Source organism: Burkholderia sp. LMU1-1-1.1, from assembly GCF_040675865.1.
Lineage (GTDB): Bacteria > Pseudomonadota > Gammaproteobacteria > Burkholderiales > Burkholderiaceae_D > Rugamonas.
Genome location: NZ_JBEGHG010000007.1, coordinates 190,031 through 204,031, shown reverse-complemented (window position 1 = coordinate 204,031; position 14,001 = coordinate 190,031). Strand labels below are relative to the sequence as shown.

At 63.2% G+C, this 14,001-nt stretch carries 11 protein-coding genes and 1 pseudogene; 2 read left to right on the top strand and 10 right to left on the bottom strand.

Translation table 11 applies throughout. The features are described from left to right. The 10 genes and pseudogenes from MRBLMU1_RS08740 to MRBLMU1_RS08695 form a co-directional block, all read right to left on the bottom strand. Window positions 1-495 (bottom strand): annotated as a pseudogene (locus MRBLMU1_RS08740) (flagellar hook-length control protein FliK); the annotation flags it as partial. 14 nt (window positions 496-509) lie between these two features. After that, window positions 510-839, bottom strand: a complete 330-nt coding sequence (locus MRBLMU1_RS08735) for a flagellar protein FliT (protein ID WP_363499772.1) — start codon at window positions 837-839, stop codon at window positions 510-512. A 3-nt stretch (window positions 840-842) separates the two neighbouring features. Continuing rightward, complete coding sequence (gene fliS / locus MRBLMU1_RS08730) at window positions 843-1,277, bottom strand: flagellar export chaperone FliS (protein ID WP_363499770.1); 435 nt, start codon at window positions 1,275-1,277, stop codon at window positions 843-845. Between the two features lie 27 nt (window positions 1,278-1,304). Beyond that, window positions 1,305-3,992 carry a flagellar filament capping protein FliD gene (gene fliD / locus MRBLMU1_RS08725; RefSeq protein WP_363499768.1) on the bottom strand — a complete coding sequence of 896 codons (2,688 nt, stop codon included), beginning with the start codon at window positions 3,990-3,992 and terminating at the stop codon, window positions 1,305-1,307. A gap of 221 nt (window positions 3,993-4,213) precedes the next feature. Beyond that, the gene (locus tag MRBLMU1_RS08720) at window positions 4,214-4,600 is read right to left on the bottom strand and encodes a flagellar protein FlaG (RefSeq protein ID WP_363499766.1); all 387 of its coding nucleotides are present in this window, start codon (window positions 4,598-4,600) and stop codon (window positions 4,214-4,216) included. Between the two features lie 92 nt (window positions 4,601-4,692). Further along, window positions 4,693-6,303, bottom strand: a complete 1,611-nt coding sequence (locus MRBLMU1_RS08715; protein WP_363499764.1) for a flagellin — start codon at window positions 6,301-6,303, stop codon at window positions 4,693-4,695. A 317-nt stretch (window positions 6,304-6,620) separates the two neighbouring features. Further along, window positions 6,621-8,201 (bottom strand): GGDEF domain-containing protein, encoded by a 1,581-nt coding sequence (locus MRBLMU1_RS08710; protein ID WP_363499762.1) that lies wholly within the window; start codon window positions 8,199-8,201, stop codon window positions 6,621-6,623. Window positions 8,202-8,403: 202 nt separating this feature from the next. Beyond that, window positions 8,404-9,051 (bottom strand): response regulator transcription factor, encoded by a 648-nt coding sequence (locus tag MRBLMU1_RS08705; protein WP_363499760.1) that lies wholly within the window; start codon window positions 9,049-9,051, stop codon window positions 8,404-8,406. Window positions 9,052-9,090: 39 nt separating this feature from the next. After that, entirely contained in the window at window positions 9,091-10,269 is a 1,179-nt protein-coding gene (locus MRBLMU1_RS08700) for a sensor histidine kinase (protein ID WP_363499758.1), read from the bottom strand. 28 nt (window positions 10,270-10,297) lie between these two features. Beyond that, the gene (locus MRBLMU1_RS08695; RefSeq protein ID WP_363499756.1) at window positions 10,298-10,867 is read right to left on the bottom strand and encodes a hypothetical protein; all 570 of its coding nucleotides are present in this window, start codon (window positions 10,865-10,867) and stop codon (window positions 10,298-10,300) included. Window positions 10,868-10,980: 113 nt separating this feature from the next. On the opposite strand from MRBLMU1_RS08695, the gene greB reads away from it, so the two are divergent. Then, on the top strand, window positions 10,981-11,547 hold the full coding sequence (gene greB, locus MRBLMU1_RS08690; protein WP_363499754.1) for a transcription elongation factor GreB: 567 nt from the start codon (window positions 10,981-10,983) through the stop codon (window positions 11,545-11,547). A 140-nt stretch (window positions 11,548-11,687) separates the two neighbouring features. Then, the gene (locus MRBLMU1_RS08685; RefSeq protein ID WP_363499752.1) at window positions 11,688-13,739 is read left to right on the top strand and encodes a hypothetical protein; all 2,052 of its coding nucleotides are present in this window, start codon (window positions 11,688-11,690) and stop codon (window positions 13,737-13,739) included. The last annotated feature ends 262 nt before the right edge of the window (window positions 13,740-14,001 follow it).

The window sequence follows — 14,001 nt, the reverse complement described above, 5'->3', positions numbered from 1 at the left end:
CGCCTGGCCGGGAACGGCGTCCGGGTCGGCGGCGCCCGCTTCCGCCTGGCCCGGCTGGCCGGGGACGGTGGCGGCCGGCGGACGGCCGGTGCCGGCGGGCTGGCCGGCCGCTTGCTGCGACGGCAGCGACGGCGAATACAAGGCCTCGCCGCCATCGGCGGCGCCTTCGCTATAGACCACGGTGGGGGAGGCGCCGGGCGTGCCGGTGCCGAGCTGGAAGGTCGGACGGGGCGAGGCGGTCAGCACCGTCAGCGGCACCTGGTCGCCGACGTTGACGCCGGGCGGCAACATCATCCGCACCGCGTTGTCGGCCACCTTGACCAGCGAGCTGCCGTCGTTGAAACGGGACATGACCTCGGCCGTCACCGACTTGCCGACCATGCCCTGCAGCGCGCGCTGGAAGAGGGCCTGGCGGTCGTCGCCGACGGCCGCGCCGGCGCCGACGCCGTCGGCCGGCCGGACGGGCATGACGGCGGCGTCAAAGCGCGGCAGCATGACGCCGGCCCGCTTTAAACGCTGCCGTAGGCGCTAACCACGCGCCGTTCCGTGCCCGTCGAGTTGATCAGTTTGGACAATTGCTCCATCCACGGCATCGTCAGGTCGCGGATCTGGCGGTCGGCGTTGAGCATCTGGCGTATCAGTTCGATCTTGCGCTCGCGCTCGGCGCCACGCATCGGTTGCGGCGCCTCCTGCTCGCGCAGCGATTGCACGTGGACGGCCACGCGCTCCTCGAGCAGCACCAGCATGTCCCAATCGCTGCGGGTGGCGGCCTGCACCATCTGCTCGGTCAGGGCGGCCATGGCGGCGTACACGGATAAAATTTCTTGGCTCGTCATCATGGATCAGGCGCTCGCGAGGTTGGGTTGTTTGATGCCGGTGGCGGCGGGGGTGTCGGCGATGGCGTTCCAGGCGTCGCGCAGTTCGATGAGCAGGCGCTGCACTTCCTCCAGGATCGCCGGCTCATTGGTGATGTTGGCCGTCACCAGGCGGCCGCTCATGTACTCGTACAGCGCGTCGAGCCCCTCGGCGATCTCGCCGCCGGCCTTTTTGTCGAGCGCGGCGCGCAGGCCGCTGTCGATGATCATGATGGCTTTGGAGATCGATTTGCCCTTCTCGGCGATGTTTCCACTGCGCATGCCGTTCAACGCCGTGCTCAGCGCGACCAGCGCGCCGTCGAACAGCATGACGATCAGCTTGTGGGGGCTGGCGGCCACAACGCCTGTTTCCATGCCAACGTTGGCATAGGCATGCACGCCAGTGTGTCGAGATCCGAACATATTCCGTCTCCTGTGTATGGGTTCGCGTTAGCTGTTGGCCGAAAGGGCCGCCAACTGTTGCGTCAAAAACGACGTCGTCGTGTTCATGTTGGAAATGAGGACATCGAGCGCCGAATACTGCTTGCGATAGCGCGCCTCGATATCGACCAGGCGCACGCTGAAGGCGTCGCGCTGCTTGGTGATGTCGGCCACGGTTTTATTCAGGCCGGTGGTGCGGCTGGACAGCGCGCCCTGGGCGCCCAAGTAGCCGGCCGCCAGCGTGTTGAGCTGGTAGGCATAGCCTTGGGAGAAGCCGAAGGTGCCGCGCGAGCCGATGGTGTCGCCCGCCACCGTCAGTTTCAGTCCGTCGACGTCGCCGCCGGGGGCGCCGGTGAGGGTCTGGCCGTCACCGGTGGCCGTGAGCCCGCCGATGGTGCCGGCCACGTCGACCCCCTTGACCGAAGCGCCGCCGCCGAAAACGGTGGAGACCGGGCTGCCGGTGTCGCTCGAGACGGTGATGTTCGATTTGGAACCGTAGCGCGTCGATTCAAGCTTGAGCTTGCCGTCATCGCCGATCGTGGCCGCCACGGTCGCGCCGGCGGTGGAGAACTGGCTCACGCCGTTGATCGCCGACTGCAGCATGGTGGCCAATTGGCTCGGGTTGTAGGTGCCGGCCGGAATGCTCACCGTTTGCGTGTTGGCCAGCGTGGCCGGCACGGTGTCGTTGAGCGTGATGGTCCAGGTGGTGCCGGCGTCGATCGTGGTTTCGGGCGGCAGCGCGGCGGTGCCTTGCAACGTGCCCTTGGTGGCCAGCTGCGTGATATTGACCGCGTAATCGCCGGCCTTGGTCTTGGGGCTGGAGCTGACGAATTTCACGTCGGGATCGGTACTGCGCCCGACCGCCGCGAACAGGCCGGCGATATCGTTGTAGTTGTTGTCGATAGCCTTTTGCAGCTTCGAGGTGTCCAGGGACAGGGTGCCGTCCTTCTGGAACGCGATGCCGATTTGCGATAGATTCGTCAGGCTGGTGCCTTGCAGCCCGGTGATGGTGCTGGACAATTGGGCGCGGATCGACGATTGCAGATTGCGCAAGGTCGGGTCGCCGAGCAGCGGGCCGCCGGTCTTGGTGTCGGCGTTGTAGCCGCCCAGCGCGGTCATCTGGGTGTTCAGTTCGTTGTACGCCTTAACGAAACCGTTGACGGAATTGGTCAAGGCCCCGCTGTCCTTGGACACCGTCAACGTCGACGAGCCGACCTTGAGCGTGCTGATGGTCACACCCTCGATCGCGCCCGAGATGCCGAGGCTGGAGCTGGTGACGTCGATGCCGTTGACGGTGGCCTTGGTGTCCGAGGCTGCCGCCTTCTGGCTCAGGTTCTGCACGCCCTTGGGATCATAGGCCAGCAAGCTCTCCAGCGCCGGATCGGCCGGGTCGCCGCCGGAACCGGACAGCGTGATTTTCATCGTCGAGCTCTGGCCGGTAGCGGTGGACGTCAGGATCAGGCGGTTCGGGGTGGCGTTGGCGCCGGTCGAACCGTCCGAGACGATGCTGGCGGTGACGCCGAAATTGCCTTTGTTGATGGCGTCCCGGATGCCCGACAACGAGTTGTTGGTGCTGTCGATGACGATGTTGCCGCTGGTGCGGTCGGCGTCGGCCGCGAAGTCGGCGCCCAGGTAGGCGCCGCCGGTGCCGGCGGTCAGGCCGGCGCCTTCCGGATTGGTGCCGCCGACCTTGATCGGGCTGCCATCTGCCGACACCAGCGAAATCGCACCGACCGCCGTGGTACTCGAACCGATGTTGGCCGCGCCGCTGTTGCCGATGCCGCCCGTCACCGTGCCGGAGACGGCTTCGGCGATGGCGATGTTGCTGCCGTCGGCATTGGTGAATTGCAAAGTGCCGTCGGCGGCGCTGCCGGTGTAGGTGATGTTGGCGTCGGCCAGCGCGCGCGCGGTGGCCGTGTTGCCGGTCAGGGCAGCGTCGATCGACGCTGCCGTCACGCCGGCGCCGCCGGCCACGCCGGTGGCCTGGACGGCGATTTCCACGCCGCCCACGGACAGCGAATAGGTGCCGCCGCCGCTGGTGTCGACCTGGCCGAAGCTCGAGGCGCCGGCGGCGCCGAACAGGGTGGCGCTGGTGACGGTGGCAGCGGCCTTGGCGGAGACGCCGGTGGTGGTGCTCTTGGCGTTGATGGCGTCGGCCAGCAGACGCGCGCTGCGCGTGGTGCCGTCGGTGGCGATCGCGGTGCCGTTGATGCTCAGCGCGCCCGGCGTCAGGCCGCCGGTGGTCAGGCTGGCGCCGAGCGCGCCGCCGGTGATGCCGAAGGCGCCGCCGCTGACCGTGCCGAGCGAGAAATTGATGGTGGTCTTGGTGCCCAGGCCAATGGCCGACGTGACCGATTTGTAGCCGTTGGAGGCCAGCACCTGGGCCTGGGCGATCTGGGTGACGTTGACGCGGTAGCTGCCCGGTTTGGCGCTGCTGGTGGCGGTGGCGGTGAAAATGGAGGCGTCGCCCGGCGTCGTCGACATGGTCTGGAAGCCGCTCAGCGACGTCAGGCTCGACAGCGAGGACTGGAAGGCGCCGAGCGCGCTCGACAGATTGCCGAACGCCGACACCTGCGCCAGATAGCTGGCCGACTTCTTGTCGAACTGGGTCAGCGGCGCCGACTCCGCCACCATCAGCTTGCTGATGATGTCATTGACCGGAAGATTCGAGCCGATGCCGGGGGATGAGATGGCCACAATGCGCTCCTAAGTAAAGCAATAATATAAGACAATATCGGCAGAATCAAACCGGACTTGAGAGGGGAGATTACCGGCCTGTTCGGGCAAAGCGGAAAAACAGGTGGCAGAGCCGCGTCGGCGGGCGCCAACCATGTCGGCGCGAGGGGAAATGCTGGTCATTGCCTCAAAGAAGCATGCCTGAAAAGAAGAAAAAGCGGCGCGCGCTCGGCGCGGCCGCTTCATGCGGTTTGCTGGATCAGCAAGCCGGCTGTGCTGGATTTCGATTCCAGCGCCTTGGCGATTTCCAATGCTTCCTGGGTCGGAATCTGGCGCAACACTTCCTTGGTGGTCTGGTCGATTACCTTGACGACGGTGCGCTTGCTGTCGTTGTCGATCGAGAACTCCAGGCCTTGCGTCTTGTCTTGGGAGGCCTTGTTGAGCTGTGACACGGCTTCCTTGAGCTGCTCGGAACTGGGCACGTTGGCCGGACCCTTGACGGCGGCGGCCGTTTCGACGGTGGTGGCCGGAGCGCGTGGGGCGCCGAGCGACATAGCCGCATCGCTGCCGCTGGACGCCCGATCGGCCTGGCGCGCCGGGGTGGGGGAGCCTATGGTATCGATAGTCATGATGGTTTCCTTTACGAAAAATCCCCGGCTGACAAAGATCAGCCGGGGAACCTAGTCAGAGTGACGGTACGACGTCAACCCATCCCCGGATCTTAACCACGCAGCAGCGACAGCACGCCGTTCGGCAGCGAGTTGGCTTGCGCCAGCATCGCGGTACCGGCCTGTTGCAGGATCTGGCCGCGGGTCATATTCGCGGTTTCTGCGGCGAAGTCGGTATCCTGGATACGGCTACGGGAAGCCGACAGGTTTTCCGTGGTCGTGTTCAGGTTGGCGATGGTCGAGGCGAAACGGTTCTGGATCGCACCGAGCGCCGCGCGGTTGCTGTTGATCTGGTTCAGCGCCGAATCGATGGTTTTCAGTGCCGCGTTCGAGCCTTCGACGGTGCTGACGTCGAGTTTGGCGACCGATTGCAGATCCGAACCGACCGAGTCGCCGGCGGTGCCGCCGAGCACGGCGGTGCCGGTCGACTTGATCGAGAAGCCGGTGTCCGACGAAAAATCGAGTTTGCCGCCCACGACGGCGAAGTTACCGTTAGGTACGCCGGCGCCATCGACGGTACCTGCCCCGATCGTCTGGGGATTGGCGTCAACAGCAGCCGCGGTGCCATTCGCCGGGGTGGGCGCGCCAGAGATCGTAGCGAGGGCCAGGCCGCCGGCCGCATCGGTCGACGTGTTCCTGACGCTGATGTCGTCGCCGTTGGCGTTGTTCAGCACCAGCGATGCGACACCAGCGCCATCTTTCTTGATCGATGCGGTCACAGCGGTTGTGCCGCTCTGCGAATTGATGGCCTGGGCCAGCGCCGACAGGTCGCCACCGACAACCTTGGCCGTGATGGTAATTGGCTTGGAGGTCGGGTCGTTGGCCACCGAGTTGGCGCCGCGCAGTTCGAAAGCCACCGCGCCGTTGGCGATGCCGGCGATGGTCGCAGTGGTCGACGCTTTGGCCGTGACACCGGTCGAGCCGCTCTGGGCGTTGATGTTCTGAGCGATCTTGGCGGCACTGTCGCCTTCCACTTTCGGTGGAACGGCAGCGGCGTCAGGACCTTTGACAGTGATTTTGGTGGCAACGCCCTTGCCGGACGTGATGGTCAACGTTTCGTCGGTGCTGATGTTGTTGGTGCCAGTGGCGTTGACGCTCGCTTGCGACAGCGCGGTGGTGAGAGTGCCGCCGGTCGCCGATTTCAGGACGTTGTTGCCCAGATCGGTTGCTTTGGCGGATTGCACGCCGACGTTGATGGTCTGGCCCGAGTTGGCGCCGACCTGGAACTGGGCCGAGGTCAGCGAACCGTCCAGCACGTTCTGGCCGTTGAACTGGGTGGTGTTGGCGACGCGGTCCAGCTCTTGCGACAGCGACGACACCTCGTTCTGGATCGACGCGCGGTCCGAATCGGAGTTGGTGCCGTTGGCGGACTGGACAGCCAGTTCGCGGATACGTTGCAGCAGATCGCCAGCAGTGCTCAAGCCACCCTCGGCCGTTTGAGCCAGCGAGATACCGTCGTTGGCGTTACGCGCAGCCGTTTGGTTACCGCGAATCTGCGACGTGAAGCGCTCGGAAATGGCCAGACCGGCGGCGTCGTCCTTGGCGCTGTTGATGCGCAGACCGGAAGACAGACGCTGCAACGAGGTCGACAGGGAAGCTTGCGAGGTGCTCAGGTTACGTTGCGAGTTCAGCGAGGAAATATTGCTATTGATGACTTGTGCCATGATGATTCTCCAGGATACTTCGATTTGGGCTAGGTGCTCATTTCACTTTGGTCTGTCTCCCTGTTCCGAGACAATCAAACCGCTGTTGTAATGATTAACGGTTGCCCTGTGGGAAAATTTAGGGTGGGAAACAGCAGGAAATTTTCATTTTCCGCCCTCAAGTTCGCTCCATGTGCCCGCTTAAACGACCGCGAATCCGGAATCTTTAGGGCCAAAATAATTATTTTTCACCGTGTTTTAGGCGAAAAAAAGCCCGGCGAAGGCCGGGCTTGGGTGTTTGCGGCGGGCCGGGCGCCCGTTTGTGGTCGAATCAACCACTAGTCGGCGATCACCACCCGGTTCTTCCCGGTCTGCTTGGCAGTGTACATCGCTTTGTCGGCGCGCTTGACCAGTTCGGTCTGCTCCTCGTTGGGACGGCGCAACGCCACCCCGGCCGAGAACGTGATCAAGACCTTCTCGTTATCGTGCAGGAAGAAGTGCTTGGTCAGCTCGCGCTGCAGGCGCGTCATCGTCGTGGCGGCGGCCTCGACCGAGGTCTCCGGCATCAGGATCAGGAATTCCTCGCCGCCGAAGCGGGCGATCACGTCCATCGAGCGCAGGGTGTCCTTGACGATCTTGACCAGGTGCTTCAACGCGGCGTCGCCGGCGATGTGGCCGTAGGTGTCGTTGAGCTTTTTGAAATCGTCCAGGTCGAGGATGGCGATGCACAGCGGCGTGCCGCGGCGGTCGGCGCGGGCGGTCTCGCGCTCGAAGACGTCGTCCAGGCCCCGGCGATTGAGGCTGCCGGTCAATTGGTCCTCGCGCACCAGCTCGCTCAAATGCTGCAGCTTGGCCTCGAGCGCGTGGATGCGCGTCTCGGCGTCCTGCACCTCCTGGCGCGCCAGCACCATCTTGTCGCGCGCCTTCAGCGCCTCGCTCTGCACCAGGCGGGTTTCCTTGAGCACCTCGTCGAGGATGCTGTTGAGCTCTGAGATGTTGTCGGCCTTGCTGATCTTTTCCGAGTAGCCGCCGATCTTCTCGTGGAAGTCGCCGGTCGAGGCGGCGACCTGGCCGAGGCGGTCGATAAAGGTCATCATCATGTTCTTGACGGTGAGCTTGACGTCCGACAGGCTGTGCTTGAGCTGGCCCTGCTTATAGATGACTTCCTTGAGGCTGCGCGTGGCTTCCTCCAGCGCGCGCACGTCGAGCGGGCCGGCGATCAGGTTTTGCACCGATTCGATCTGGCCGCGCAGCCAGCTGTCGTCGTCGAGCAGTTCGCTGACGTTCTCCAGCAGCAGCTTGAACAGGCGCAGCAGCAATTCCTGCTGCTCGCCGCTGTCGCCGCCGCGCAGCTCGATCTGGAAGCACAATTGTTTCAGCCGCAGGCCGATCTCGGCCAGCGCCTCCTCGCTGTGGGCCAGTTTGGTGGCCGCGCCCAGGGATTCGGCCTCGGCCACGAGCACCGGCGCGCCGCTCAGCAGCGAGGCGACGGCGAAGGTCAGGGTGCGGCTCAGCAGGTCGCGCAGCACGCGGCTTTGTTCGTCGTCGGCGCCGGCGCCCACCAAGTCGATGCCCTTCCTGGCGACGAAGTGGCGCTCGACCAGCTGCGACAGGGTTTTGGCGTAGCCTTCCCAGTCGCGCGTCTTGACGGCGCGGTTGAAGCGGCGGCCGAACTCGGCCAGGTCGCCGGTGTTTTCGGTCAGGCGCGTGGCGAACTGGCTCAGCACCGATTCCGGGCCGGGATCGACGCTGACCACCGGCGCCGCCGGTGCGGCGGCCGGCTCGGTGATGCCGGCGATCTCGTTATAGATATCCCGGTACGCTTCCGGCGTCGGCGCGATGCGCCGCACGGCCAGGCGCTTGAACGCCTCGCGCGCGATGTCGGCCGGATTCTGCTCGGGAGTGGGTGGTTTGGACATATATGACACGCGGCCTTTTAAAAGGTTTTCTGATTACACCATGATAAGACCGTGTCTGGAATGGCAATGCCCGGAGAAGGGGGCGGAAGACGCCTTTCATCAGGGCATTAAATATGTGCAATCCGTCAACCATGCCTTGGTGCGCGTTCAGCTCATCGATCACCCACTATCTTACCCGCGCCGCCGGCGCGCCCGCGCCCGATTACTCGATCAGTTGGTTTTTGATCGCATAGTGCGTCAATTCGGCACTATTCTTCAGTTTCATCTTGACCAGCAGGCGCGCGCGGTATTCGCTTACGGTCTTGACCGACAGCGACAGTTCCTTGGCGATCATGCCCACCGTCTTGCCCGAGGCGATCATCGTCAAGGTCTGGTATTCGCGGTCCGACAAGCTGTCGTGGGGCGGCGCCTCGTGGTCCTCGCCGACGTGGTTGGCCAGCTCCTGCGCCAGCGCCGGGCTGATGTACTTGAGGCCGCCGGCCACCTGGCGGATCGCCGTCACCAGCTCGCGCGGCGCGCTCTGCTTGGTCAGGTAGCCGGAGGCGCCGGCCTTGAGCGAGCGGATCGCGTACTGGTCCTCGCGGTGCATCGACAGCATCAGCACCGCCAGCTCCGGCTTTTCCTTCTTGATCTGTTTGAGCACCTCGATGCCGCTGCGGTCCGGCATCGAAATGTCGAGCAGCATCACCTGGCACTCGGACTTGCGGAACAGCTTGACGGCGTCGAGGCCGTTCTCGGCCTCGCCCGCCACGACGATGTCGCGCGTCTCGGCCAGGATTTGTTTCAAGCCCTCCCGCACGATGGCGTGGTCGTCGGCGATGAAGACCTTGATGATGGCTTTCTCGTTCATTGTTGTTTTCTCTACGCTTTCTGAATACCCGCCGTGACATTATTTCACAGCAGCAATATTTTCTCCAGCTATTGTAGTGCCGGCCGCCGCCGCGATGAGGGTTTCGCGCGCGGTATCTTGTTTAATCTTGATGGCGACCACGGTTCCGCCCCCGGCGGCGTGGCTCAGCGTTAACGTTCCGCCCAATGCGCGGGCCCGTTCGGCCATGCCGCGCAGGCCGAACGAGGCCGCCTTGGCGCGGTCGGCCTGGCGGATGCCGCGCCCGTTGTCGGTGATTTTGAGCGACACGTGGTGCCGCAACCGCGCCAGCTTGACCGTCACCCGCGTGGCGTTGGCGTGCTTGGCGATGTTGGTCAGCGCCTCCTGGGCGATGCGGAACAGCGCGGTGGCCTGGTCGTTGTCGAGCGCGATGTCGCGCTGGTTGGCGCAAAAGGCGCTCGGCACGCCGGCCTGCTTCTCGAACTCCTTGACCTGCCACTCCAGCGCCGCCACCAGGCCCAGGTCCAGCAGGGCGGGGCGCAGGTCGAGCGAAATACGGTGCACGGCGTCGATGGTGCGGTCGACCAGCGCGTCGACGTAGTCGGTTTTTTCACGCAGCGCCGGATCGGCGTCGTCGAGGCGGGCCGCCAGCATGGCCAGCGCCATCTTGATCGCGGTCAGGTTGCCGCCCAGTTCATCGTGGATCTCGCGGGCGATGCGGGTGCGCTCCTGTTCCTTGACGCGGTCGGTGTGGGCGCTCAGCTCGGCGAGGCGGGCGCGCGACTGGCGCACCTCCATCTGTTCCAGTTTGCTCTCGGTGATGTTGGTCATCATGCCGTCCCAGCGCACGTCGCCGCCGGGCAGCGCATGCGGCGTGGCGCGCAGGTTGATCCATTTGACGTCCTTCCAGGCGTCGACCCAGATGCGGCCTTCCCAGTTCCAGCTCCACATCGCCGACGCCGATGCCTGCATGGCGTCGCGGTAGGAGCGGCGGTCGTCGGGCAGGATCAGGTCGAGGAAGCGTCCCGGCTCGGCGTGCAGCTCGGGCGCCGTCACGCCGAGCAGGGCCAGGCAGCCGTCGCTCAGGTAGGGGAAGGAGACGTCGCCGTCGGCGTGCAGCACGAACTGGTAGACCAGGCCGGGCGTGTTGGAGACGATGGCGTCGAAGCGCGCGCGCATCTCGGCCAGCTCGGCCGCCAGCGCCGCGCTGTCGTGGGAATTGTCGGAAGGTGCGTTCATGGGTAAGCCGTCGATCATGGTGTCGGGATCATGCGCGCCAGCGCGCGCGGAAACGTTTCAGCAGCCGGCGAAAGCGCGCCGTCCAGCTGCCGGGCGCCGGCATCGGCAGCGTCTGGCGCCAGCGTCGCAGCCTGGCCGCCAAGGCGTCGACCCGGCGCCAGGCGGCGGTGGCGCGCAGGCTCGCTATCCAGCGCTGTTTTAAATCCAGGAACCAGTGCAGCAGCCGGGCAAACCAGAGGATGGTCAGCAGTACCGGGCGCGTGAGCAGATACAACCGCGCCACGGCCGCCGCGCCGACGACCTTGGCAGCGATGATGACCAGCAAGCCGGTCATCGCGTGGCCGTTTCCCATCGCCCACAGCGCCAGCAGCTTGACGGGAAACAGCAGCACCGCCGGCAAGGCGAACAGCACCAGCGCGGCGTACGGCCCCAGGCGGCAAATCCACGCCTCGAGCCGGTGCAGCGGCGGCCACGCGGTGAGCTTTTCCATCAGGCGCGCACCGAGCGTCCAGAGCCAGTCTTCCAGCAGCAGCAACACGGCGGCCAGATACACCAGCGGCGCGAACAGTCTGCGTGCGTATCGTCGGAAGGGTTTCATTGTTTGTTATGTTGTTCCTCTGACAGCATGATACGTGAAAGCAGGGCCGGCGCGGGGAATGTCGGCTGTCGTGCGGCGTGGCGGGGTGCGTTACAGGGGGTACAATGGCCCGTATGAATAAAGCATTTGTCAAAGAATCGGACGGGGACGACGACGAGGAAGCCGCCGCGCTGGCGCTGGCCATCCCGGCCGGGTCGAAGAACTACATCACGCCGGCGGGCTACCAGCGCATCAAGGACGAGCTGCTGCAGCTGATCGACGTCGACCGGCCGGAGGTGGTGCGCATCGTGCACTGGGCGGCCTCGAACGGCGACCGCTCCGAGAACGGCGACTATATCTACGGCAAGCGCCGCCTGCGCGAGATCGACCGGCGCATCCGTTTCCTCACCAAGCGCATGGATTCGGCGGCCATCGTCGATCCCAGCGTGCACCATGGCAGCGACCAGATCTTCTTCGGCGCCACCGTCACCTACTGCAACCAGAACGACGAGACCCGCACGATCACCATCGTCGGCATCGACGAGCTCGACCCGCTGAACGGCAAGATCAGCTGGGTGGCGCCGGTGGCGCGCGCGCTGACCAAGGCGCGCGAGGGGGATGTCATCACCTTCCAGGCGCCGCACGGCGTGGAGGAGCTGGAGATTCTGGAAGTGAGTTATCCGGCGCCAAGCGGGGACTGAGCTCGCCGCTGCGCAGCTCATCTCGGCATGGGCTGTTGTAAATTATTCAAAGATGATTATTTCGCATATTATTGCCATATAATAATATTTCCACGTGGAATTCAGATTCCACCCGAAATGACTCTTTGAAGGCCATCATAATGAATATCAAAATTATAGCCAGCGGCCTGCTAGCGGCGAGTCTCGTCGCGGCGGGAGCGGTAAGGGCTGCGCCTGACATCGCCATCCAAAGCATCCCGTTCGAAATGTCCACGGTTGAGACAAACGCCAACATCAGCGCCGATGGACGCTACGTCTCGTTCCAGCTTCAGCCGCGGAATTCGTCTACGGCAACGCCCTCGAATCTATATATTCAGGATCTGGTCACTGGCCAGCGGGTCCAAGCGAATTTAACACTTGCCGGTGTTCCTGCGCCAAGTGACTCGAATTGCCAAGTTCCATCGATGAGCGCAACGGGCCGTTATGTCGTGTTTAATTGCACGGCCTTGTCCATGGGCAGCACGCCCAATGGTAGGGCTTACTACGTCTATGACCGGGAGACAAATTCTACGCAGATGATTCCCGATACAGGCGATGATAGGCCAGCTAACATCGGCACCGGGATCAGTGCCGATGGTCGCTTTGTAGCGTTTCGTACGACGAGTTTACAAAGTATCTATAAGATCTACGTGCGGGATCTTATCAACAAGACCACTAGTCTTACCAATGCACAAATGGTGCAGGCAAGTAATTATCGGCTGTCGATCAGCAAGGATGGCCGTTACATCGCGTATACCGGCCGCGACACCGGCGGCGGCGCACTAAAAGTCTCGGTTTATGATCGGGTGACCGGCGTGACGGAAGCGGTGGACGTAAAACCGGATGGCACCCGGTCAACAGTAAGTACTTCCGAGGTGACGATGAGCGACGACGGGTCAGTAGTCGCGTTCATGTCCACGGATAAGGGATTAGCGGCCACGGCGCCGCTCTCGACGTTCAGCGGCGTGTATGTGCGAGATCGCAAGGCTGGCAAAACCGAAATGGTGAGTAATGTCATTAATTCATCGGTAACACACGCGGGTGTCAGTGGCAACGGGCGTTATGTTGGCTATGTGCAAGCTGGCATCATGTATGTCTACGATCGCACGACCAAGGTCACGCGCAAGATCGTCGAGACTGGAGTGCAGGCCTATGGGCCGCCGCGCTTCTCGACGGATGGGCGTTATGTTGTGTTTACGGGCAACAACACGCGCGGATTCCAGTCGGTAACCATCGCCGACTTGGGCGTGGCACCGGGAGTGATCCTGTCGGCCAATCAGCTGACCTTGACTGAGGGCGGCAACGCAGGCACCTATACCCTGTCACTAACCCAAGCGCCGGATGCGGATGTCAAAATCGAGGCCGGCACCAGCGCGCAGCTTACTTTGGCGCGCAAGGAACTGACCTTTACGGGGACTAACTGGAGCACGCCGCAAGTCATCAGTGTCCAGGCTGTAGCAGATGGCGTTACCGAAGGCAAACATACCGCAACCATCGTCCACACGGTCACCAGCGAAGATCCTAACTACAGCGTGGTGCAGCCGGCGGAGGTGTCCGTGACGATTACGGATGGCATTACCCCGACCATCGTGATCCCCGCAACGAGCTGGACGAAAACGGAGTTGCCATTGACGGGGACCGCCGCGCCGGGCTCGACTGTCTTGGTGACCGCCTCGAACCGCAGCACCGGCTGGATGGCTGCGGTAAGCGTCGTCGCCGATGCCCAGGGTAATTGGAACTACATGCTGAGCGGTTATACCGACGGCGTGATCGATCTGGATGCGCAGGCCGATGGCGTCAAGAGCGTGGTCCGGACGGTAACGGTGAAGCTCACTGTAGCGCCGCCGACGCCGACATATATCGATGTCACCGGCTACATCCGCACGACCGCCTATGGTTTGATACTGAACCGTTCGACGGGAAAATACGCGGGTAACTTCGTGCTGACCAATACCGGCAGCATTCCATTGAAGGGTCCGCTGCACCTGCAACTCGATAATTTGACCGCAGGCGTGACGTTGGTCAATGCAACTGGCAGCCATGATGGCGCGCCTTACATCACGGTTCCGGAAGGCCTGGCGCCGGACGAGTCGGTGACGATACCGTTACTCGTTACAAATCCGGCCAAAGTGACGGTCAGTTACGACGCAAAGATTTTCAGCGGCACATTCTAAGTCGGAAAGGCCGGCGTCAACATTAGCACGGCATCCTCACGCATCAAGCGGTCCCGGCTTTTAGCCTGGGCCGCTTTTTATTTTCATTTTGATACTTTTGTTGTCTCGATAAATTAGAACCGGCATGAACACCCCTTAGTTATTGGATTAGACAACGTTACCAACATGATAAATTACATAAAGGGAATTAGAGTTCCCTATTGGTAATCCATCGCCACCGGGTGGCTTTTGTTCTAACGTTAATCATCACTAAGGAGTTCCC